The following is a 21,653-nucleotide window of genomic DNA, read 5'->3' as shown; positions in this document are numbered from 1 at the left end:
CCGGCGTCAGCAGCACAGGCGCGTCACTACTGACCACACGGCTGGGCAACGCCCTTAAGGGGCGCGGGGAACTGCGCGCCAAGCCCCCACCGGCCCGCACCCGCCCGGCGACCTGTTCCCGCCCCGGGTTCCTCCTGGCCGACGGCTCGGCATCGCCGCTAAGGGGCGCGGGGAACTGCGCGCCAAGCCCCCACCGGGCCGCACCCGACCGACAACCGTCCCCGCCCCACCGGGCCGCACCCGACCAACGACCCCCCACCCGCCCGGCACCCCGCCTCACCTGCTTCCCGTCAAGTGGGCGAAGACGACGACGTTGCCCTGGTAACCCGTACCCCGGGAGTAGCCCCCACCGCAGGTGATGACCCGCAGCTCGGCCCGCTCACCCGCCCCGTACACCTTCGCGTCGGGAAAATCCGCCGCCCGATACACCTCCACCGCGTCCACGGTGAACTCGGCGACACTCCCGTCCCGCCGCTCGACGTCGATGGAGGCACCCTTCTTCACCGCCCCGAGGTCGTAGAACACCGCAGGCCCCTCGGAGTTGTCGACATGCCCGGCGACGATGGCGGTCCCCCGTTCCCCGGGCGTGGTCCCGGACTCGTACCACCCGGCGAGATTCTTCTTCGTGGCAGGCGGCACATCGAGGCTGCCGGAGGAGGTGAGCCCGAGCCCCATGAGCGGCGCGTCGACCTTGATGGACGGCACGACGATCCGGTCGGGAGGGGAGGGCGCCAGAGCGGCCGCACCCGGCAGATCACCGGAACCCGTAGTACCCGTAATACCCGCACCCGCCTGCGCAGCCGACGGCTGAGGCGGCGCCTGTGCCCCCGCCCCGGCCAGCAGCCACGTTCCGGTACAGAGCGCGACGGCGGTGACGGCCCCTATCGCGACGTTGCTGATCCTGCGCACGCGAACCTCCTGCCAGCGGGACCCGGCCCCCCTCCGGGCCGCGAGGGGCGTCGGGCCCGGAGGGGGTGGGACATGCGGTACCGGCGGACGGACAGCGGAGGGTGTCCGTCAGATCCCGTCGCCTCTCGCCCGGCGATGCAGGAGCCAGGTACCGCCCGCGGCGGCGACGGCGAGAGCCGCCACGCCGGCCGCGGTCTGCACGGGGTCGGGGCCCAGGGCACCGCCGACCCCCGTCTTCACACTGCCCCGGGGTTCCTGTCCGCGAGGCACGGTCAGGTCCACCACCAGGTCGCCGGAGATCCGTTTGCCGCCGACGGCGCACCTGGCGACGATCTCGTAGGTCCCCGGCTGCGCACTCGGCGGCACCCGGAACTGCCCGATCGCGTCACCCTTGTGGGCACTCGGTGCCAGCGTGAACCGGCCCGCGCCCACCGCACTGGCGTCACCCTCGGCGGCCCCGCCGTCGCGACAGGTCGCCGTGTTGACGGTGACCTGCGCGCCCGGCGTCACCGCCGAGGGGTACACCTCCAGGCCGCCGCCGTCGGCCGCGAAGGCGGGCGCGGCGGCCAGCGCGGCGGTGGCGACGGCCAGCGCGGTACCGGTCAGCACACGGGCTGAACGTCGCATCAGTGCTCCCTCTGAGCTTCGGTGTCTCCTGCCTCTCCGAGGAAAGGGCCACGGACGCGAACGCGCTTCCTGAGCGCACGTCAGAAATACGGTGAATGGGTGTCAGCGGAGCGTCCAGATAACCCGGGAGGGGAAAGTTTCAGCAGGTCAGAGACGCGCGACCGGGTCCCCCGGAAGAGAACCGGAATCGCCTGCGGCACACGTGTGAACGGGTGACCCGCACCCCCGTCGACGGGCTTGACCTCAACCAAAGTCCAGGTACGAGAGTGGGCGCATGCAGACCAACGACACCCGAACCGACACCATCCGGACCGACGCCATCCGAACCGAGGCCATCCGAACCGATGGCATCCGAACCAACGACACCCGAGCCGAGGCCGCCCCGGCCGCCGGCACCCCCCTCGCCGTCACCCTCGTCATCGGCAGCAACCGGCACGGCCGCTTCGGCCCGGTGGTCGCCGACTGGCTCCTCACCCACCTGCGCGGCCACCCTGACCTGACGGTGGAGGTGGTGGACGTGGCGGAGACGCCGCTGCCCATGACGCTCGAACAGAACCCTGAGACGCGGGCGACGCTGGCCACCGTGACCCCGGGACTGGCGGCGGCGGACGCGTTCGTCGTCCTCACCCCCGAGTACAACCACTCGGTCCCGGCGGGGCTGAAGAACCTCATCGACTGGCACTACGCCGAGTGGCGCGCCAAGCCCGTCGCCCTCGTCTCCTACGGCGGCCTCGCGGGCGGCCTGCGCGCGGTCGAACACCTCCGTCAGATCTTCGCCGAACTGCACGCCGTCACCGTCCGGGACACCGTCTCCTTCCACAACGCGGGAGCCTCCTTCACCGACGGCCACCTCATCGACCCGACCGCCCCGGACGCGGCGGCGAAGACGATGCTGGATCAACTGGTCTGGTGGGGACGTGCGTTGAAGGAGGCAAGGCAACGACGGCCGTACGCAGGCTAGTTGGTCAGTTGACGTTCACGGCGCTCCAGGCCGCCGCCACCGCGCCGTACTCCGCGCTGCTCGCGCCGTACAGGTCCCTCGCCGCGTTGAGGGTGGCGGTCCGGGCACCGGCGTACTTCGTCGACGACGTCATGTAGACCGTCAGGGCCCGGTACCAGATCGTGCCGACCTTGTCGCGGCCGATGCCCGTCACCGTCGAGCCGTTGGAGGTCGGGGAGTCGTAGGAGACGCCGTTGATGGTCTTCGCGCCGCTGCCCTCGGCGAGCAGATAGGCGAAGTGGTTGGCGACGCCCGACGAGTAGTGGACATCGAGGTTGCCGACCGAACTGCTCCAGGAGTCGGCGGAGTTGCCGTCCCGCGACGGCTTGTCCATGAACCGCAGGGTCGCCTTGCCGAAGCCCGGCCGCACGATCTTCTCGCCGATCAGGTAGTCGCCCTGGTCGGCGGAGTTGTTCGCGTACCACTCGACCATCGTGCCGAGGATGTCGGAGGTGGCCTCGTTCAGCCCGCCGGACTCGCCCGAGTACGTCAGCGCGGCCGTCTTCGACGTCACCCCGTGCGTCATCTCATGGCCCGCCACGTCCAACGCCACCAGCGGCCCGAACGTCGTCCCGTCACCGTCGCCGTACGTCATGCAGAAGCAACTGTCGTCCCAGAAGGCGTTGTTGTAGCTGTTGCCGTAGTGGACGCGGTTGTAGGAGCCCTTGCCGTCGTTGCCGATGCCGTTGCGGCCGTGGACGTTCTTGTAGTAGTCCCACGTCTCGTTGGTGCCGTACTGCGCGTCCACCGCCGCCGACGCGCGGTCCGAAGTCGCCCCCGTTCCCCAGTGGTTGTCGGTGTCCGTGAACACCGTCGAGGGCGCCCGGATGATGCAGATGCCGAAGATGCACAGGTCGGTCTGGTTCGCCGCGTCACCGGTGTACGTGTTCCCGCGCGTCGGGTCCGTGAGCTGGAACGTCGATCCCGACGCCGTCGACTCCAACGCGACCGTCCCGCTGTACAGCGACTGCCCGTCACCGGTCACCGTCTCGATGGTGTCCCACGCGTCGATCTGCGCGCCGGTCCGCGCGTTCGTCAGCACCGTGCGGGCGACCGGGTTGCCGAGCGAGTCCAGGGCAACGGCGTTGGTCCGCCAGGCCAGTTGGGGCGTGCCGTGCAGGGCGTCGACCACCAGCTGGGGCTTGGCGGTGACCTTCTTCAGGGTCGTGCCCGGGTGGGCGGCGCGCAGCGCGTTCGAGGCGAGGTCGGCGGCCCTGGGCGCGGACACCGAGGGCGTGACCGTCGCCAGGGATATCGCCTTGCGCGTGGCGCGGTCGGCGCCGCGATAGTCGCCGTCGGACGCGAGGTGGACGACGAAGTCACCCCCCAGCAACGGGAGTTGGCGGTAGGTGCGGTCGTAACGGACGTGCTGGGTACCGTCGTTGTCGACGATGACGTCACGGACCTCGGTGTCCTGCGCCGAGGTGAGTCCCAGGGCCGCGGCATGCGCCACGAGCGCCGAGGCCGCGTTCTCGACGGCACCGGCGCGGGTGGGTCTGGGGTCGGCGTGGGCGGCGGGGGAGAGGGCGACCGCCAGCAGGGTGGCGGTGGTGGCGGCGATGCCGGCCGTGGCGAGACGGGAAGCGCGGGAATGCGGGGTCGTCCGGCTCATGGGTCTCCTAGGGGAGTCGCCTCAAGACGCGGGGCGGCGCGGATGTTCCCTGAGATTTAAGGGGGCCCGTTGTGTCATGTCCATACCGCCTCGGTGGCGGTGCGGGCAGTTCGGACACGGGCGGCCGAGGGGGCGAGGGGCATGGGGCCGAGGGGCGGGGGCATGGGGCGACTGCGGGGCGCGGGGGAGAGAATCACGGACGTGACCCTCGGCCCACCCCCACCCTCACACCCACGCCCGCCCCAACTCCCGTCCCCCTCCCTCCCGTTCTTCGTCTACGGCACCCTCCGCCCCGGCGGGCCCAACCACGACGTGTTCCTGCGCGGCCGCACGTCCGCCGAAGAACCGGCCCGCCTGGTCGGCGCCGTTCTCTACGACGGCCCCGGCTACCCGTACGCCGTCGAGGCCCGACAGGGCGTGATCCAGGGCGAGTTGATGACCCCCCGACCCACCGAGCACGACGCCCTCCTCGCCGCCCTGGACCACCTGGAGGTGTTCACCCCGGGCGACTCCGCCAGCCTCTACGAACGCGTCCAACGCGAGGTGATCCGCGACACCGACGGGGAGCTGATCCGCGCGTGGGTCTACCTGGCAGCGCCACGAGTAGCCCAACGGCTGCGCACCCGGGGGAAGTTGATCGAGAGCGGCGATTGGCGAAAGAGGTGAGGTCCGCCCCCGCTGACGGCGAGAACAAGCACAGCCCACGTCGAAGCCGAGCCGGGGGCCGGTACCCGTAGCCCCCGTAGTACCCGTGACCACCCCGGAACGTTACGGAGTGCCCTCCCTGGCCGCCCCGCGCCCCAGCCCCCTCACACTCACCTCCCCCCTGCTCTGCTCCCCACCCCCGCCCCCGCCAACGCCTGCCGTACCCCCGTCTCCTTCCGCCCCAGGAAGTGCGGGTCCGGCTGGAACGCCGCGTCCAGGGCCGCCTTGCCCGCCGCGAAGACCTCGCGGGTACCCCCGTAGTACCAGGTCACGTCATGTGTGGCGGCCACGCCGACGCCGTACGACGTGACGCCCGCCGCCTGGCACAGGGCGACCGCGCGCCGGATGTGGAACCCCTGGCTGATCAGGACCGCGCGATCGACGCCGAAGACCTTCTTGGCGCGGACGCAGGAGTCCCAGGTGTCAAAACCGGCGTAGTCGCTGACGATCCGCGCGCCCGGCACGCCGTGCCGGGTCAGATACGCGCGCATGGCGTCGGGCTCGTCGTAGTCCTCGCGGCTGTTGTCGCCGGTGACCAGCACCACCTTGATCCGCCCCGCCCGGTACAACTCGGCCGCCGCGTCGAGGCGATGGGCGAGATACGGCGACGGCTCCCCGTCCCACAGCCCCGCCCCGAAGACCACGGCGACGTCGGTGCGCGGCACGTCCGCCGTGGTCCGCAGCCGGTCTCCGGTGACGACGTACATCCACGTCGACGGCAGCAACGCCAGCACGCACACCGCCATCACGGCCCGCACCAGCCGCCGTTGACCCGCCCGCGTGCGGGGAGGTCGCGGCGGCCACCACGCCGCCGCGCGCGACCTCGTCTTGGGCAGCCTCGGTCGACGCATCGGACGGTCCCCCTCCTGGTCGGCCCCTCGGCCCCCTGGTGACAGTCAGAGACGTCCCGCCGGGCCGTACGGTTCGTCAACCGGCACGTGAGCAGCTTCACTCCCGTGAGTGAAAACGCAGGTCACGTCGGCTCACACGCCCCAGGGCCCCTAGGTGAATCCCCCGAAAAACCCCGTCATCCTTGGGCAACAGCGCGGCAACCCGGACCCGCCACCCTCACCCCATGACGCCGTAGAACCCCCGCGCGACGAGCCCCGCACTTCCCCCTCGACAGGACGGCGCACCTCATGAACCGGACCAGCGTCGAACGCGCCGCCGGACTCCACCCACGGCCGCCCGCGCTGGTCGTCGTCGCCCACGGCAGCCGCGACCCGCGCGCGTTGAGCACCGTTCAGGCCCTCCTGCACCGCGTCCGCGCCCTGCGCCCCGACCTGCCCGTCCACCTGGGCCACATCGAACTGAACGAGCCCCTGCTCCCGGAGACCCTCGCCGCCCTCGGCGACCGGACCGCCGTGCTGGTCCCGCTGCTGCTCAGCCGTGGCTACCACGTCAAGCGCGACCTCCCCGAGATGGCCGCCGCCGCTCCCGGGCACGCGCGCGTGGCCGCAGCCCTCGGCCCGCACCCGCTCCTCGTCGACGCCCTGCACGACCGTCTCCTCCAGGCGGGCTGGCCCCGCGAGCCGGACGCGACCCTGCGCCGCACCGGCGCGATCGTGCTGGCCGCCGCCGGTTCCCGCGACCCGGACTCCCGCGTCGACACCGAGCGCACGGCCCGCCTCCTCGCCGCCCGCCTCGGCGTCCCGGTGCTGCCCGGCTACGCCACCACCGCGAGCCCCACGGTCCCGGACGCCGTCCGCGCGTTGACGTCCCGAGGCCGGCACCGGGTCGCGGTCGCGTCCTACTTCACAGCCCCAGGCCGCTTCGCCACAGAATCAGCCACCCACACCCCTTGGCTCGCCTCGTCCCCCCTGGGCAACCACCCATCCATAGCCCACCTCCTCCTACACCACTACAACGCACCCCACCCCAAAACCCCCTGACCAACGGGAACGCAGAAAACACCACACCAAGCCCCAACAACCCATTCCCACCCCGGGCACGTCCTGGCCACCGCCTGGGCATCGCCGCAAAAGGGGCGCGGGGCTGTATCAATCTGCGGCTCCGCCGCGCGGGCGCGACCAGCCCCCACCGGGCCGCACTGGCCCGACAACCTGTCTCCACCCCGGGCACGTCCTGACCAACGGCTGGGCATCGCCGCAAAAGGGGCGCGGGGAACTGCGCGACCAGCCCCCACCGGGCCGCACTGGCCCGACAACCTGTCTCCACCCCGGGCACGTCCTGACCAACGCCCCGGCAACGCCGCAAAAGGGGCGCGGGGAACGGCGCGACCAGCCCCCACCGGGCCGCACTGGACCAACGACCCCCCCGCCCCACCGGGCCGCCCCACACCCCAAACGCCCGCATTGTCAGTCCCGCCGCTTACTGTCGAACCATGGCACCCGCACCCCCCGCCGGATACGACCCCTCCGCCACCGAGCGCTGGGCTCCCGAGCCCGACAAACGCCCCGGCCGCACCGCGTTCCAACGCGACCGCGCCCGCATCCTGCACAGCTCCGCGCTGCGCAGGCTCGCGGGCAAGACCCAGGTCGTCACCCCGGGCACCCGCAACCGGGTGTGGGACGCCAGCCCCCGCACCCGACTGACCCACTCCCTGGAGTGCGCCCAGGTCGGCCGCGAACTGGGCGCGGCCCTGGGCTGCGACCCGGACCTCGTGGAGGCCGCCTGCCTCGCCCACGACCTCGGCCACCCGCCCTTCGGGCACAACGGCGAACAGGCGCTCAACGAATTCGCGGAGGACTGCGGCGGCTTCGAGGGCAACGCCCAGTCGCTGCGCCTGCTCACCCGCATCGAGCCCAAACGCTTCACCCCCGAGGGCTCCGTCGGCCTCAACCTCACCCGCGCCACCCTGGACGCGGCCACCAAGTACCCGTGGCCGCGCGGCGCCCACCCCACCGACCCCGCGTCCCCGAAGTTCGGCGTCTACGAGGACGACCAGCCGGTCTTCGAGTGGGTCCGCGAGGGCGCCCCGGGCACCCGGACCACCTTCGAGACGCAGGTCATGGACTGGGCGGACGACGTCGCCTACTCGGTGCACGACGTCGAGGACGGCCTGCACGCCGGTCACATCGACCCCAACTGCCTGCACGCCGAGCCCGAACGGGACGCGGTGTTCGCGGTCGCCGTCGGCCGGTACGTGCCCGTGGACACCGACCCCGCCGAGCTGGCCGAGGCGCTCGACCGGCTGCTCGACGAGGAGTGGTGGCCGCACGGCTACGACGGCACGGCGGTGGCACAGTCCCGCCTCAAGGACGCCACCAGCCAGCTCATCGGCCGCTTCTGCACGGCCGCCGAGACCGCCACGCGCGCGACCTACGGCACCGGCATACTCACGCGCTACGGCGCCGAACTCGTCGTTCCGCGGCCCACGCGCATGGAGTGCGCGGTCCTCAAGGCCGTCGCCGACCGGTACGTGATGCAGCGGGTCGAGCAGGAACTGCTGAGAGCCGACCAGCGGGTCGTCGTCGCCGAGCTGGCGCGGGCGCTCACCGTGCGCGCGCCGGACGGCCTCGACCCACAGTTCCGGGCACTGTTCGACGAGGCGGGCGACGACCGCGCCCGCAAGCGGGTGATCGTCGATCAGATCGCCTCGCTGACGGACGCGTCGGCGCGTTCGTTGCACACGAGTCTGACCGGGTACGCATGAGACGACGGGTGCGGGCGTGACGGGAGACGCGCCCGAAGGTGACCCTCCGTGGCCTGATCGGGCCACTCCCTCTTCCCCCATCACGCTCCGTGCGGGACGCTCGCATGTGGCGGCACCCTTACGAGGAGGCATCAAGTGGTCGACGCGGACCAGACATTCGTCATCGTCGGTGGCGGACTCGCCGGCGCGAAGGCGGCCGAGACGCTCCGAGCGGAGGGCTTCACCGGCCGCGTGATACTGATCTGCGACGAACGTGACCACCCTTACGAGCGTCCCCCGCTCTCCAAGGGCTATCTGCTCGGCAAGGACGAGCGCGGCACCGTCTTCGTGCACGAACCCGCCTGGTACGCGCAGCACGACATCGAGCTGCACCTCGGCCAGACCGTCGACGCCGTCGACCGCACCGCGAAGACCGTCCGCTTCGGCGAGGACGGCACCGTGGTCCGTTACGACAAGCTGCTCCTGGCCACCGGCGCCGAACCCCGCCGCCTGGACATCCCGGGCACCGACCTGGCCGGCGTCCACCATCTGCGCCGCCTCGCCCACGCCGAACGCCTCAAGGGCGTCCTCGCCTCCCTCGGCCGGGACAACGGACACCTCGTGGTGGCCGGCGCCGGCTGGATCGGCCTGGAGGTCGCGGCGGCGGCCCGCGAGTACGGCGCCGAGGTCACCGTCGTCGAACCCGACCCGACCCCCCTGCACGGCGTGCTCGGCCCCGAACTGGGCGGCCTCTTCGCCGACCTGCACCGCGAGCACGGCGTCCGCTTCCACTTCGGCGCGAGCCTCGCCGAGATCGTCGGCCAGGACGGCGTCGTCCTCGCCGCCCGCACCGACGACGGCGAGGAGCACCCGGCGCACGCGGTGCTCGCGGCGATCGGCGCGGCCCCGCGCACCGGCCTCGCCGAGGCGGCGGGACTGGAGCTGACCGACCGCGAACACGGCGCCGGGATCGCCGTCGACGGCCGCCTGTGCACCTCCGACCCCGACATCTACGCGGCCGGTGACGTGGCGGCGTTCCACCACGCGCTCTTCGACACCCGGCTGCGCGTGGAGCACTGGGCCAACGCCCTGGACGGCGGCCCGGCGGCGGCCCGCGCCATGCTCGGCCAGGACGTCACCTACGACCGGGTGCCCTACTTCTTCTCCGACCAGTACGACCTCGGGATGGAGTACTCCGGCTGGGCGCCGCCGGGCACCTACGACCAGGTGGTGATCAGGGGCGACGCGGGCAAGCGCGAGTTCATCGCCTTCTGGGTGACGGAGGGCCGCGTGCTGGCCGGGATGAACGTCAACGTGTGGGATGTCACAGAGCCGATCCAGCGGTTGATCCGCTCGAAGTCCCCGGTGGACACCGAGGCGTTGGCGAACCCGCAGGTGCCGCTGGAAAGCCTCGGCTCATAGTGTCGGTGGGCCACCGTAGAATTCGTGTGTGGCTGGACGGATCAACGACGAGGACGTGAAGGCGGTTCGGGACGCGGTCCCGATCGACGCCGTGGTGTCCGAGTACCTCCAGCTGCGCAACGCGGGCGGCGGCAACCTCAAGGGCCTGTGCCCCTTCCACGACGAGAAGTCGCCGTCCTTCCAGGTCAGCCCGAGCAAGGGGCTCTTCCACTGCTTCGGCTGCCAGGAGGGCGGCGACACCCTCACCTTCGTCATGAAGGTCGACCACCTCTCCTTCTCGGAGGCCGTCGAGCGGCTCGCCGCCCAGGCCGGCATCACGCTGCGCTACGAGGAGGGCGGCTACAACCCGGCCCACCAGCGCGGCGAGCGGATCAGGCTGGTCGAGGCCCACAAGATCGCCGCCCAGTGGTACAAGGAGCAGCTCGACACCCACCCCGAGGCGGACACGGGCCGGACGTTCCTCGCGGAGCGCGGCTTCGACCAGGCCGCCGCCGCCCACTTCGGCGTCGGCTACAGCCCCCAGGGCTGGGACCACCTCACCCGCTATCTGCGCGGCAAGGGCTTCACCGACAAGGAGCTGCTGCTGTCGGGCCTCTCCCAGGAGGGGCGCCGGGGGCCCATCGACCGGTTCCGGGGGCGCCTGATGTGGCCCATCCGGGACATCGGCGGCGAGGTCGTCGGCTTCGGCGCCCGCAAGCTCTACGAGGCGGACAACGGCCCGAAGTACCTCAACACCCCCGACACCGCGATCTACAAGAAGTCCCAGGTCCTCTACGGCATCGACCTCGCGAAGAAGGACATCGCCAAGGTCAGCCGCGCGGTCGTGGTCGAGGGCTACACCGACGTCATGGCCTGCCACCTCGCCGGGGTGACCACGGCCATCGCCACCTGCGGCACCGCGTTCGGCGGCGACCACATCAAGATCCTGCGCCGCCTCCTCATGGACAACGGCTCGGCCCGCGTGATCTTCACCTTCGACGGCGACGCGGCCGGCCAGAAGGCGGCCCTGCGGGCCTTCGAGGACGACCAGAAGTTCGCCGCCGAGACCTATATCGCCATCGCGCCCGACGGCATGGACCCCTGTGAGCTGCGGCTCGCCAAGGGCGACGAGGCGGTCGCCGACCTCGCCGAACCCCGCACCCCGCTGTTCGAATTCGCGCTGCGCCAGATCGTCGTCCGCTACGACCTCGACACCCCGGCCGGCCGCGCGGGCGCCCTGGACGAGGCGGCGCCCATCGTCGCCCGCATCAAGAACACCGGCGCCCAGCACGAGGTCGCCGTCCAGCTCGCCGGGATGCTCGGCATCCTCGACACCCAGTTCGTGGTCAAACGCGTTGCCCAGCTGGCCCGTTGGGCCCGGGACCGGGGTGGCCGCGGCCCGGCGCCCGCCCCCGGACGCGGCCCCCAGCAGTACGAGGCCGCCGCCCACCCGACCGTCTCAGGCCCCGCCCTCACCCTGCGCAACCCCGTCTACGCCACCGAACGCGAGCTGCTGAAGCTCGCCCTCCAGCGCCCCGAGCTGGTCTCCCCGGCGGTCGACGCGTACGGCGTCGACGAGTTCACCGCCGCCCCCTACGCCGCCGTCCGCCAGGCGATCATGGACGCGGGCGGCGCCGAGTACGGCGTCAAGGACGGCCACGAGTACGTGCTGCGGGTCCGCGAGGCCGCCCCCGACGACAGCGTCCGCGCGATGGTCACCGAGCTGGCCGTCGAGCCGATCATGCGCCGCGCCGTCGACGAGATCTACGCGGGCAACGTCCTGGTCCAGGTCCGCCGCCGCGCGGTGGAACGCCGGGTGCGCGACGTCCAGTCCCAGATGACCCGGCTCTCCTCGGGCGGCGACCCCGCCCAGCTCGCCGCCGTTCAGAACGAACTGTGGGTGCTCCAGCAGTACGACCAGGCCCTCAGAGAGCACGGCCCCACCGCCCTCTGACCTCCTGCGACGCCCCCTCGAAGGGCGAGGATCGCGGCAGCTCGGGGTGGGTGCGCCGGGCGTGGGCCCGCGTGCGGGTCACCGTGCGGTCACGGACCGGACGCAAAAAGTCATCGCACGCCCCTCGTGGCGGCGATGTGTCGTCCCCCACACTGGGGTCCGGTGCCTGAGTCCTCGGAGCGCGACCGAACCGTCCCAGCGGGGTGACCCACCCCTTCGGCCACGCCCCTCGCGTACGGGACGGACCGCGGCGTGGCCGTCGACTCCGCCCCCGAAGTACCGCTGTCGCCCACGTCGGCAGCGATCATCCTGGAGGTCGCCCGCGTGCAGACCCAGACCCTCACCCAGACCGACGTCGCGGTGGACGGCACGCCGCCCGACGGGGAGACCGGCGTGCTCGTCGCGGTCCCCCCGCAGGGCCTCGCCGCGCACCACCCCGAGTCCGAGCCCGCGGAGCCGCCCGCCGAGGCGCTGGAGGTGGCCACCGAACCGGCCGACGACGCGCCCGAGCCGCCGCGCGCCCGCGCCGACACCAGTGGCCCTTCCTCCGACCTGTTCCGTCAGTACCTGCGGGAGATCGGCCGGATTCCGCTGCTCACGGCGGCCGAGGAGGTCGACCTCGCGCGCCGCGTCGAGGCCGGTCTGTTCGCCGAGGAACGGCTCGGCACCGGCACCGTCCTGGATGACCAACTCACCCTGGATCTCGACCGGTTGGTCGTCATGGGCCGGATGGCCAAACGCCGGCTGATCGAGGCGAACCTGCGTCTGGTGGTCTCCGTCGCCAAGCGGTACGTCGGCCGCGGCCTGACCATGCTCGACCTGGTCCAGGAGGGCAACCTCGGGCTGATCAGGGCGGTCGAGAAGTTCGACTACGCCCGTGGCTACAAGTTCTCGACGTACGCGACCTGGTGGATTCGGCAGGCCATGTCCCGCGCCCTCGCCGACCAGGCCCGCACCATCCGGGTCCCCGTCCACGTCGTCGAACTCATCAACCGCGTCGTCCGTGTCCAGCGCCGCATGCTCCAGGAACGCGGCTGCGAACCCACCGCCGAGGAGGTCGCCGCCCACCTCGACCTGGCGCCCGAACGGGTCGGCGAGGTCCTGCGGTTGGCCCAGGAACCGGTGTCGCTGCACGCGCCGGTGGGCGAGGAGGACGACGTCGCGCTCGGCGACCTCATCGAGGACGGCGACGCCGCCTCACCCGTCGAGTCGGCCGCGTTCCTGCTGCTGCGCGAGCACCTGGAGGCGGTGCTGTCGACGCTGGGGGAGCGGGAACGCAAGGTCGTCCAGCTCCGCTACGGCCTGGCCGACGGCCGCCCCCGCACCCTGGAGGAGATCGGCCGCATCTTCGGCGTCACCCGGGAACGCATACGCCAGATCGAGTCCAAGACCCTCAACAAACTCCGCGACCACGCCTTCGCCGACCAACTGCGCGGCTACCTGGACTGACCGCCGTTCGGGCCCAGTTGGGGGCGGCTCGGGCAGCGGGGGCGACGGGGGGAGGGGGTGCGGCGGCACCCCCTCCGACGGCAACTCCCCCTGACGTCACCCCACTTGACGCCACGCCCCCCGTCCGACGGCGCCCCCTCTAGTCCACCTCGGCGACGGCCTGTGCGAACTGTGCCTGGTACAGCCGGGCATATGCTCCCTCGGCTCCCAACAGTTCGCTGTGGGTGCCTTGTTCGACGAGGGAGCCGTTCTCCATGACGAGGATGGTGTCCGCGTCGCGGATGGTGGAGAGGCGGTGGGCGATGACGAACGAGGTGCGTCCGTCGGCGAGTTTGGCCATGGCCTTCTGGATGAGTACTTCGGTGCGGGTGTCGACGGAGCTGGTGGCTTCGTCGAGGACGAGGATGACGGGGTCGGAGAGGAAGGCGCGGGCGATGGTGATGAGTTGTTTCTCTCCGGCGCTGACGCCGGTGCCTTCGTCGTCGATGACGGTGTCGTAGCCGTCGGGCAGGGTGCGTACGAACCGGTCGGCGTGTGCGGCGCGGGCGGCTTCTTCGATCTCGCCCTGGGTGACGTCGCGGGAGGCTCCGTAGGCGATGTTCTCGGCGATGGTGCCGCCGAAGAGCCAGGTGTCCTGGAGGACCATGCCGATGCCGGCGCGGAGTTCGTCGCGGGACATCCGGGCGATGTCGACGCCGTCGAGGGTGATGCGTCCGCCGGAGACCTCGTAGAACCGCATCAAAAGGTTGACCAGGGTGGTCTTCCCCGCCCCGGTCGGCCCGACGATGGCGACGGTCTGGCCCGGCTCGACCTTCAGGGAGAGGTCTTCGATGAGGGGTTTGTCGGGGTCGTAGCGGAAGGAGACGTTCTCCAGGGCGACGCGTCCGCGCAGTTCGTCGGGGCGTACGCCGGGGACCGGGTCGGCGTCCTGTTCGTCGGCGTCGAGGAGTTCGAAGATCCGCTCGGCGGAGGCGACGCCGGACTGGACCAGGTTCGCCATCGACGCGACCTGCGTCAACGGCATGGAGAACTGCCGCGAGTACTGGATGAACGCCTGCACATCCCCGATGGACAGGGACCCGGAGGCCACCCGCAGCCCGCCGACGACGGCGACCAGCACATAGTTCAGGTTGGACACGAACATCATCAGCGGCTGCATGATCCCGCTGTTGAACTGGGCGCGGAATCCCGCCTCGTACAGGGCGTCGTTCTGCTCGGCGAACTGCTTGGCGGACTCCTCGTGCCGCCCGAACACCTTGACCAGGGTGTGCCCGGTGTACATCTCCTCGACGTGGGCGTTCAGCTTGCCGGTGGAGCGCCACTGCTGGACGAAGTGCGGCTGCGACCGCTTGCCCACCCGGGTCGCGATGAGGAACGACAACGGCACCGTCACCAACGCCACCAGCGCCAGAATCCACGACACCCAGAACATCATCGCGAGCACCCCGATGATGGTGAGCAGCGAGTTGATCAGCTGGCCCATGGACTGCTGGAGGGTCTGGCCGATGTTGTCGATGTCGTTGGTCGCCCGGCTCAGCACCTCACCGCGCTGACGCCGGTCGAAGTAGGACAGCGGCAGCCGCGACAGCTTGCCCTGCACGGACTCGCGCAGCCGGTACATCGTCCGGTTGACGGCCCGGTTGACCAGCCTCGTCGCGACCGCCATCAGCAGCCCGGCGACCAGGAACACACCGAGGGCCAGCAGGAGAACGTTCCCCACCGCACCGAAGTCGATGCCCTTGCCCGGCGTGAAGTCGGTGGAGCGCAGCACGTCGGCCAGCGCGCCCTCACCGCGCGCCCGCATCGACGCGAGGACCTCCGCCTTGGTCGCCCCGGCCGGCAGCTGCTTGCCGACGATCCCGGCGAACACCAGGTCGGTGGCGTTGCCGAGGATCTTCGGGCCGACGACGTTCAGGCCCACGCTGACGACCACACAGAGCAGCAGCGCGGAGATGGTCAGCCGTTCCGGTTTGAAGTGCCCCAGCAGGCGCTTGACCGACACCTTGAAGTTCATCGAGTGCTGGTCGGGTCCCGCCCCGGCCATCATCCGCCCCATCGGACCGGCCATCAGGCAGCCTCCGCTTCCGTGAGCTGGGAGAGGACGATCTCCCGGTAGGTGTCGTTGCCGGCCATCAGTTCGTGATGGCGGCCGGCGCCGACGACCCGGCCCTCGTCGAGGACGACGATCTGGTCGGCGTCGCGGATGGTCGCCACCCGCTGCGCGACGATGACGACGGTCGCCCCGGCGGTCTCCCGCCCCAGCGCCGCCCGCAACGCCGCGTCCGTCGCGTAGTCCAGCGCGGAGAACGAGTCGTCGAACAGGTAGATCTCCGGGCGCTGCACCAGCGTGCGCGCGATGGCCAGACGCTGGCGCTGGCCGCCGGAGACGTTGGTGCCGCCCTGCGCGATCGGCGCCTCCAGGCCGCCCTCCAGCTTCCGTACGAAGTCCTCGGCCTGCGCCACCTTCAGCGCGTGCCACAGCTCCTCGTCGCTCGCGTCCGGCTTGCCGTAGCGCAGGTTGGTGGCGACGGTTCCGGCGAACAGGTACGGCTTCTGCGGCACCAGACTCACCGTCTGCGCGAGGAGCCTCGGCTCGATGGCCGCGACCTCGGTGCCGTCGACGAGGATCTCGCCGTCGGTCGCGTCGAACAGCCGAGGGATCAGCCCCAGCAGCGTGGACTTGCCACTGCCCGTCGAACCGATCACAGCGGTCGTCTCACCCGGCCTCGCCACCAGATCGACCGACTTCAGCACCGACTCCTCCGCCCCCGGATAACGGAACCCGGCACCCCGAAGCTCCAGATGCCCGTGCCGGGGCAGCTCGGTCACCGGGTCGGTCGGCGGCACCACGCTGGAGGAGGTGCCCAGGACCTCCTGGATGCGCTCGGCGCACACCTCCGCGCGCGGCACCATCATGAACATGAAGGTGGCCATCATCACGGACATGACGATCTGCATGAGATAGGCGAGGAACGCGGTCAGATCACCGATCTGCATGCCCCCGCTGTCGATCCGGTGGGCGCCGAACCAGACCACCGCGATCGACGACAGGTTCACCGTCGTCATCACCACCGGGAACATCAGCGCGAGCAGATTGCCGGTCTTCAACGACATCTCGGTGAGGTCGGCGTTGGCCTTCTGGAACCGCTCGGCCTCGTACGCGTCGCGGACGAACGCCCGGATGACGCGGTTGCCGGTGATCTGCTCACGCAGCACCCGGTTCACGGTGTCCAGCCGGCCCTGCATCGACCGGAACAACGGCCGCAACCGGCGCACGATCAACGTCACGCAGACACCCAGCGTCGGCACCACCGCCACCAGCACGCCCGACAGCGGCACGTCGAGGCCGAGCGCCAGCACGACCCCGCCGACACACATGATCGGCGCCGACACCATCAGCGTGAACGTCATCAGGGCCAGCATCTGGACCTGCTGCACGTCGTTGGTGGTGCGCGTGATCAGGGAGGGCGCCCCGAACTGGCCGACCTCCCGGGCAGAGAAGGACTGCACCCGGTCGAAGACGGCCGCCCGCACGTCCCGGCCCAGCGCGGACGCGGTACGGGCGCCGTGGTAGACGGCGCCGATGTTGCACGCGACCTGGACCAGCGAGATGCCGATCATCAGGGCGCCGAAGGAGAAGATGTAGCCGGTGTCGCCCTTGACGACGCCGTTGTCGATGATGTCGGCGTTCAGGGTGGGCAGCCAGAGGGTGGCGCAGGTCTGGAGAAGCTGGAGCAGCACCAGGAGCGCGATGGGTTTTCGGTAGGGCCTGAGATAGGTCCGCAGTAGTCGTATGAGCACGCTACGTCTCTCGCAGTCGTCGGCAGGACGGGCTTTGGTGCCCGAGGCTCCTATCGTCGGGCACTCCCCCCGCGTTACCCCAACCGATTAAGCCGACGGCGCTTCTTCATACGACCTTATGGGCGGAACATGCCCTTCCATGGGGGTCAGCCCCGGAACGCCCCGGGATGCGTCTGCTCCCGCACCGACACGTACTGCTGCCGCACCGCCTGCCCGACGGCCAGCTCGTCACCGGGCTCAAGCACCTGGGCCGCAGCCCCCTGCCAGGCCGGCGGATTGTGGGCGTCCAGCGTCCCCTGCGACGTCCCGAGCGCCCACGCGGCCTGCCGGGCGGCCCCGATCGCCGCGTAGTCCGCGGGCTGCGGTACGACGACCTGGACGCCGAAGAGCGCCGGCGCCGCCGCCTGCACGGCGGGCAGTTCGGCCGCCGCCCCCAGCAGGAAGATCCGCCGCACGTCGACACCCCGGCCGCGCAGCACGTCCAGCGCGTCGCCGAGCCCGCACAGCATCCCCTCGAACGCCGCCCGCGCCAGATGCTCGGGCCGCATCGACTCCCGGCGCAGCCCGGCCAGCGTGCCCGCGGTGTGCGGCAGATTCGGCGTCCGCTCACCCTCCAGGTAGGGCAGCATCACCAGCCCGTGCGACCCCGGCGTCGACTTCATCGCCAGCTCGGAGAGCCCCTCCAGATCCCCGACCCCGAGCAACTCCGCGGCCCCGCGCAGGGTCCGCACGGCGTTCAGAGTGGTGACGACGGGCAGATGCATGCCGGTCGCGTCGGCCAGGGACGTGATCATCCCGCTCTGGTCGACCAGCGCCTCGGGGTGCACGGCCATCACGGACCCGGAGGCGCCGAGCGACACCACCGCGTCCCCGAGCCCGATCCCGAGCCCGAACGCGGCGGCCATGGTCTCGCCGGTGCCCGCCGAGATCAACAGCCCCTCCGGCGTCGTTCCCGCCGCCTCGGCTGGACCGATCACGTCGGGCAGCAGCGCCTGGTGACCGAGTGCCAGCTCCACCAGATCGGGCCGGTAGGCGCCGGTCGCCGCCGACCAGTAGCCGGTCCCCGACGCACCGCCCCGGTCCGTCGTCCGGCGCGCCGGACGCCCCAGCAGCTGCCACACCAGCCAGTCGTGCGCCTGCAACAGAACGGCGGTGCGCTGGGCCGCGTCCGGTTCGCTCTTCGCCAGCCAGCGCAGCTTCGTCACCGGATGCGCGGCCTGCGGCACACTCCCCACGGCCTGCGCCCACGCCTCGCGGCCGCCGATCGCGTCGATCAGATCGGCCGCCGCGACCTGCGCCCGCTTGTCACCGCCGACCATCGCCGGGCGCACGGTGTTGCCCTGCGCGTCCAACGGCACGAGCGCGTTCTGCTGCGCCGACACCCCGATCGCCTGCACGCCCTCAAGGAGCCCGCCCCCGGCGGCCTCACCGAGGGACAGCAGCCAGGCCTGCGGGTCGAGGTCGGAGGGCCGCCCCTCGGCGCCCTCGACCGGATGCGGCGCATAGCCCTGCCTGAGTACGGCACCGGTGTCCGTGTCGCAGACGACGATGCGCGTGAAATCCGGTGAACTGTCCAGCCCGGCGACTATCCCCATGTCCAAAATTCTGCCGTACCGCCACGCCTGCTCGGGCCACGAACGGTGCTCAGGCACCGGCGGCGGAGCGTGCGCGGGCGCGTTGTGGCTGGTCGCGACGGCCCCCGCGCCCCCAGGACAGCGGGACGCGGGGTGTGAACAACTGATGTCACGTGTTGCTGGTGCCCCAGTCGTCCCCGGTCGCGGTGTTCGTGCCGCGCAGCGAGCGGACCCGCTGGGCGACCGAGTCGGGCAGCCGGTCGCCGACCTTCTCGCTCAGCGCGTGGCACGCCTTCCCGGCGAACTGACGGCCCTGGAGCGCCGCCGACTCCGCGGTGTTGCGGACCGCCGGGTTCTGCGCGACCTGCCGCGCCGACTTCTTCAACTGCTCGTACCGCTCGCGCCCGGCACGACTGCCCAGCACGTAGCCCAACGCCAGGCCGGAGACGAACGTGAGCTTGTACCGCATGGTGGCTGCCCTTCCCTCGTGTCGGTGCCGGGGAGAACCGATTGGCGGAGCACCCCCCTGCTTGCGCTAATGTATGTGTCGCAGCGAACGACCGCTTCCCGGCGAATACCCAGGGGGCTACGTTCGAAGCAAACGAGGCATTCCCCTGTAGCTCAATTGGCAGAGCAGCCGGCTGTTAACCGGCAGGTTACTGGTTCGAGTCCAGTCGGGGGAGCTCGGTCCCCTGTAGCTCAATTGGCAGAGCAGCCGGCTGTTAACCGGCAGGTTACTGGTTCGAGTCCAGTCGGGGGAGCATGCTGAACGAGGGCCCCGATGGGGTCCTTTTTCATGTGCCGGGGAACCGCGCAGGTCACGGCGGAGTCCTCAAGGGCATGCGAAGTCGACCGTACGAGGCAGGAGATCGTATGAGCGGCTATGCTGCGGCAGACGGCGCGCACACGTGTACGCGACACGCCGCTATGGGGCGGTAGCTCAGCCGGTTAGAGCAGCGGACTCATAATCCGTCGGCCGTGGGTTCGAGTCCCACCCGCCCCACCCTTGTTTCCTCCAGCAGAACCGTTTCCACCTGCGGAAACGTCGGGACGAGTGCCATCACTCGAACGTGCTGACGCCCGTTCAGCTGTTGAGACCAAGATCCAGTGGACACGCAGTGGACACGGGGACGGATCAGGGGACGCAGGGGTCGTCAGGTGGCCTTCCAGCGCCTGTCGGGGACCGTGCGGGCGGGCTCGGCCGCCCTGGTTGGCAGGCCTGTTGGCAGCTCCCAGCCGTCCGGGCCCGGGTTCTCCGCACGGCTGACGGTGAATCGCGTGAACGAGAAGTCCGACCGCTGTTGCTCTGTATAGAGGTCGTTGAAGTTCTCGACCCGGACCAACTCCAGGTCGCACGGCTGTGTTGGCGGCGTCCTCCTGGCCCCGGCCGACGAGCGTGACCGTGCCCAGGAGGTCGATGTCCGGCCGGGGGTGTGTGCCGACGGCCCAGGTGTCGTCGGGCTGTCGTGCGCCGTGGGCGAAGAGGACAGTGGGCCGTCCTGCCAGATGGTGCCGGGGAGTTCCAGTGGGGTGCGCACCTCGAAGGGGATGTCGCGGGGAACGACGGCCATGACCGACTCGGCCTCGGCCCGCATCATCTCGGGGAGCACGCTGGTGTAGGTGTCGGAGGTGATCTGGCGCGAGGAGCCCCAACTTCTCCTGGACCACCTTGATGTCGTGGCCTGCGAGCAGGGACAGGTCCCTCGTCGTCGAGGCGGACCCGTGCGTCTCGATGTGGGACGAAGAAGTGGTTGGTCCGGTGACCGTGCCGTCAGGTGCGCACGAGTCCGAGTTCCGGGTACAGGTACAGGATCGTGCCGCCGACGTGCACGGCCTGAGCCTGTCCGTCGGCCGGGGGCTGCCGCAGCGTCACCAGGTCCCCGAGGAGCGGATGCTCGGCCCACGCGTCGGGGACTCGATGGTGTTCCAACTCCCCTTTGAACCAGGTGGCGTTGACCGGGCTGGTCCGTGCCATCACGGCCCGGACGTCAGCGGCCGTGAGCCCGTCCTCGGCCCCACTGAGGTGAAGGAGGTTGTGCAGCCCGGCCACGCTGCCCGCGTGGGGGTGACCATGATGTCGCCGACGCTGCGTTCGGCGAGTTCCTTGCCGCGGTAGGCGGTGTAGGCGGCGGACCTGGCCGGGTCGTTCCAGTCGAACCGGTCCGCGGGGTCCCTGTGACCTCCTCGACCAGGGGCTGGACGTCTTCGGGAACGGCGATCGGTGTACCGCCCTGCCGATCCGGGACCTCGGAGGTCGCGGACAGTGGGGACGGCGCGTACACCTCACCTCACTGCACCGGCACGGTCCCGCCTTCGGCCAGCGGGTCGAGTACGACGAGCCGGGCCTGTTTCGCCCAGGCCGGAGGTGCGTGAGCGTGTGGGCGAAGGCGGCCGCCCACCACGTCTCGTGCCGCCAGCAACGGCCCGCCCACTGGAGGAGCAGGGCCGGCGGCGCCAGGTCGCTGATCACGATGTCGGCATCCAGGTCGAGGGATTGCTCGACGACCTGGGTCGCGACCACGATCCGGCGCTCGGGGCGTGGCCCGGTGCGTCCGAGGCCGGCGGTGATCGAGGCGCTGAGCCTGTCACGGTCCCCGGCGGGGAACCGGGCGTGCAGGTCCACGGCTACGCCGAGCAGGGTGCCGCCTTCGGCTACACCCGGCAGCGCGGGCTGCACTTCCAGATCGTGACCGCCTCCACCCCGATCGCTCCGCCGGTCATCGTGGCCTCGCGGCTGCGCAAGGTCTCGGCCGGCTCCGCCAAGGGCGCCGCCCATCTGATCGCCGAGGCCGTGAACACGGTCCGCGCCATGGGCGCGACGGGCCAGATCATCGCGCGGCGACTCCGCGTTCTGCTCGCACAAGACCGTGACCGCCTGCCGCCGCCTGGGGGTGCGCTTCTCCTTCACGATCGCCCAGGGCAAGAAGATCCGTGAGCGCATCGCCGCCATCGACGACACCGCATCGAAGGCGATCAAGTACACGGACGCGGTCTTCGACGAGGACGAGCAGCGGTGGGTCTCCGAC

At 71.0% G+C, this 21,653-nt stretch carries 16 protein-coding genes, 3 tRNA genes and 2 pseudogenes; 10 read left to right on the top strand and 11 right to left on the bottom strand.

Annotation, left to right across the window (positions count from 1 at the left end; all coding sequences use genetic code 11):
- Positions 1–276: 276 nt before the first annotated feature.
- Both ACIQOU_RS35460 and ACIQOU_RS35455 read right to left on the bottom strand, forming a co-directional pair.
- Positions 277–909 (bottom strand): class F sortase, encoded by a 633-nt coding sequence (locus ACIQOU_RS35460; RefSeq protein ID WP_401544279.1) that lies wholly within the window; start codon positions 907–909, stop codon positions 277–279.
- A gap of 108 nt (positions 910–1,017) precedes the next feature.
- Positions 1,018–1,536: a hypothetical protein gene (locus ACIQOU_RS35455; RefSeq protein WP_401544276.1), complete on the bottom strand. Its 519-nt coding sequence runs from the start codon at positions 1,534–1,536 to the stop codon at positions 1,018–1,020.
- A gap of 274 nt (positions 1,537–1,810) precedes the next feature.
- Here ACIQOU_RS35455 and ACIQOU_RS35450 point away from each other — a divergent pair, with 274 nt between their 5' ends.
- The gene (locus ACIQOU_RS35450) at positions 1,811–2,497 is read left to right on the top strand and encodes an NADPH-dependent FMN reductase (RefSeq protein WP_401544273.1); all 687 of its coding nucleotides are present in this window, start codon (positions 1,811–1,813) and stop codon (positions 2,495–2,497) included.
- A gap of 4 nt (positions 2,498–2,501) precedes the next feature.
- Here ACIQOU_RS35450 and ACIQOU_RS35445 read toward each other — a convergent pair whose 3' ends face one another.
- Positions 2,502–4,148 carry a M4 family metallopeptidase gene (locus ACIQOU_RS35445; protein ID WP_401544271.1) on the bottom strand — a complete coding sequence of 549 codons (1,647 nt, stop codon included), beginning with the start codon at positions 4,146–4,148 and terminating at the stop codon, positions 2,502–2,504.
- 201 nt (positions 4,149–4,349) lie between these two features.
- On the opposite strand from ACIQOU_RS35445, the gene ACIQOU_RS35440 reads away from it, so the two are divergent.
- Complete coding sequence (locus tag ACIQOU_RS35440) at positions 4,350–4,814, top strand: gamma-glutamylcyclotransferase family protein (RefSeq protein WP_401544269.1); 465 nt, start codon at positions 4,350–4,352, stop codon at positions 4,812–4,814.
- 149 nt (positions 4,815–4,963) lie between these two features.
- Here ACIQOU_RS35440 and ACIQOU_RS35435 read toward each other — a convergent pair whose 3' ends face one another.
- Positions 4,964–5,704: a vancomycin high temperature exclusion protein gene (locus ACIQOU_RS35435; protein WP_401544266.1), complete on the bottom strand. Its 741-nt coding sequence runs from the start codon at positions 5,702–5,704 to the stop codon at positions 4,964–4,966.
- Between the two features lie 288 nt (positions 5,705–5,992).
- Here ACIQOU_RS35435 and ACIQOU_RS35430 point away from each other — a divergent pair, with 288 nt between their 5' ends.
- The 5 genes and pseudogenes from ACIQOU_RS35430 to ACIQOU_RS35410 all read left to right on the top strand — a co-directional run bounded on the left by ACIQOU_RS35430 (position 5,993) and on the right by ACIQOU_RS35410 (position 13,252).
- Positions 5,993–6,745, top strand: a complete 753-nt coding sequence (locus ACIQOU_RS35430) for a sirohydrochlorin chelatase (RefSeq protein WP_401544264.1) — start codon at positions 5,993–5,995, stop codon at positions 6,743–6,745.
- A 452-nt stretch (positions 6,746–7,197) separates the two neighbouring features.
- Entirely contained in the window at positions 7,198–8,469 is a 1,272-nt protein-coding gene (locus ACIQOU_RS35425) for a deoxyguanosinetriphosphate triphosphohydrolase (RefSeq protein WP_401544261.1), read from the top strand.
- A 135-nt stretch (positions 8,470–8,604) separates the two neighbouring features.
- A complete protein-coding gene (locus tag ACIQOU_RS35420) occupies positions 8,605–9,870 on the top strand; it encodes an NAD(P)/FAD-dependent oxidoreductase (RefSeq protein ID WP_401544258.1) in 1,266 nt (421 codons plus the stop codon).
- A gap of 28 nt (positions 9,871–9,898) precedes the next feature.
- On the top strand, positions 9,899–11,803 hold the full coding sequence (dnaG, locus tag ACIQOU_RS35415; RefSeq protein ID WP_401544255.1) for a DNA primase: 1,905 nt from the start codon (positions 9,899–9,901) through the stop codon (positions 11,801–11,803).
- Between the two features lie 162 nt (positions 11,804–11,965).
- Positions 11,966–13,252, top strand: a pseudogene (locus ACIQOU_RS35410) (sigma-70 family RNA polymerase sigma factor).
- A gap of 139 nt (positions 13,253–13,391) precedes the next feature.
- Here ACIQOU_RS35410 and ACIQOU_RS35405 read toward each other — a convergent pair.
- From ACIQOU_RS35405 to ACIQOU_RS35390, 4 genes are all read right to left on the bottom strand, one after another.
- Positions 13,392–15,320, bottom strand: coding sequence for an ABC transporter ATP-binding protein (locus tag ACIQOU_RS35405; RefSeq protein WP_401544252.1), 1,929 nt, complete (start codon positions 15,318–15,320; stop codon positions 13,392–13,394).
- Positions 15,320–17,053 carry an ABC transporter ATP-binding protein gene (locus ACIQOU_RS35400; protein WP_401544250.1) on the bottom strand — a complete coding sequence of 578 codons (1,734 nt, stop codon included), beginning with the start codon at positions 17,051–17,053 and terminating at the stop codon, positions 15,320–15,322. The genes ACIQOU_RS35405 and ACIQOU_RS35400 overlap by 1 nt, the downstream gene beginning before the upstream one ends.
- A gap of 146 nt (positions 17,054–17,199) precedes the next feature.
- Positions 17,200–18,648: an FGGY family carbohydrate kinase gene (locus tag ACIQOU_RS35395; RefSeq protein WP_401544247.1), complete on the bottom strand. Its 1,449-nt coding sequence runs from the start codon at positions 18,646–18,648 to the stop codon at positions 17,200–17,202.
- A gap of 148 nt (positions 18,649–18,796) precedes the next feature.
- Positions 18,797–19,096, bottom strand: a complete 300-nt coding sequence (locus ACIQOU_RS35390; protein WP_401544244.1) for a YtxH domain-containing protein — start codon at positions 19,094–19,096, stop codon at positions 18,797–18,799.
- A 141-nt stretch (positions 19,097–19,237) separates the two neighbouring features.
- Here ACIQOU_RS35390 and ACIQOU_RS35385 point away from each other — a divergent pair.
- The 3 genes from ACIQOU_RS35385 to ACIQOU_RS35375 all read left to right on the top strand — a co-directional run bounded on the left by ACIQOU_RS35385 (position 19,238) and on the right by ACIQOU_RS35375 (position 19,630).
- Positions 19,238–19,310 (top strand) — tRNA-Asn (locus ACIQOU_RS35385).
- A gap of 5 nt (positions 19,311–19,315) precedes the next feature.
- Positions 19,316–19,388: transfer RNA gene (locus ACIQOU_RS35380), tRNA-Asn, on the top strand.
- Between the two features lie 168 nt (positions 19,389–19,556).
- Positions 19,557–19,630 (top strand) — tRNA-Ile (locus tag ACIQOU_RS35375).
- 151 nt (positions 19,631–19,781) lie between these two features.
- Here ACIQOU_RS35375 and ACIQOU_RS35370 read toward each other — a convergent pair.
- From ACIQOU_RS35370 to ACIQOU_RS35360, 3 genes and pseudogenes are all read right to left on the bottom strand, one after another.
- Positions 19,782–20,237 carry a hypothetical protein gene (locus tag ACIQOU_RS35370; RefSeq protein WP_401544242.1) on the bottom strand — a complete coding sequence of 152 codons (456 nt, stop codon included), beginning with the start codon at positions 20,235–20,237 and terminating at the stop codon, positions 19,782–19,784.
- 161 nt (positions 20,238–20,398) lie between these two features.
- A complete protein-coding gene (locus ACIQOU_RS35365; RefSeq protein ID WP_401544351.1) occupies positions 20,399–20,677 on the bottom strand; it encodes a hypothetical protein in 279 nt (92 codons plus the stop codon).
- A 414-nt stretch (positions 20,678–21,091) separates the two neighbouring features.
- A pseudogene (locus tag ACIQOU_RS35360) lies at positions 21,092–21,403 on the bottom strand (hypothetical protein); the annotation flags it as partial.
- Positions 21,404–21,653: the final 250 nt, after the last annotated feature.

The sequence above is a fragment of the Streptomyces sp. NPDC091279 genome (assembly GCF_044757465.1).
In the GTDB taxonomy this organism is placed as follows: Bacteria; Actinomycetota; Actinomycetes; order Streptomycetales; family Streptomycetaceae; genus Streptomyces.
The sequence above is the reverse complement of the archived record's forward strand: the minus strand, read 5'-3'. Positions and strand labels throughout refer to the sequence as shown.

Excerpts from the sequence above, each read along its gene's own strand:
- ACIQOU_RS35455 (WP_401544276.1), bottom strand. The coding sequence starts at position 1,536 with ATGCGACGTTCAGCCCGTGTGCTGACCGGTACCGCGCTGGCCGTCGCC.
- ACIQOU_RS35450 (WP_401544273.1), top strand. The coding sequence starts at position 1,811 with ATGCAGACCAACGACACCCGAACCGACACCATCCGGACCGACGCCATC.
- ACIQOU_RS35445 (WP_401544271.1), bottom strand. The coding sequence starts at position 4,148 with ATGAGCCGGACGACCCCGCATTCCCGCGCTTCCCGTCTCGCCACGGCC.
- ACIQOU_RS35435 (WP_401544266.1), bottom strand. The coding sequence starts at position 5,704 with ATGCGTCGACCGAGGCTGCCCAAGACGAGGTCGCGCGCGGCGGCGTGG.
- ACIQOU_RS35430 (WP_401544264.1), top strand. The coding sequence starts at position 5,993 with ATGAACCGGACCAGCGTCGAACGCGCCGCCGGACTCCACCCACGGCCG.
- ACIQOU_RS35425 (WP_401544261.1), top strand. The coding sequence starts at position 7,198 with ATGGCACCCGCACCCCCCGCCGGATACGACCCCTCCGCCACCGAGCGC.
- ACIQOU_RS35405 (WP_401544252.1), bottom strand. The coding sequence starts at position 15,320 with ATGGCCGGTCCGATGGGGCGGATGATGGCCGGGGCGGGACCCGACCAG.
- ACIQOU_RS35395 (WP_401544247.1), bottom strand. The coding sequence starts at position 18,648 with ATGGGGATAGTCGCCGGGCTGGACAGTTCACCGGATTTCACGCGCATC.
- ACIQOU_RS35390 (WP_401544244.1), bottom strand. The coding sequence starts at position 19,096 with ATGCGGTACAAGCTCACGTTCGTCTCCGGCCTGGCGTTGGGCTACGTG.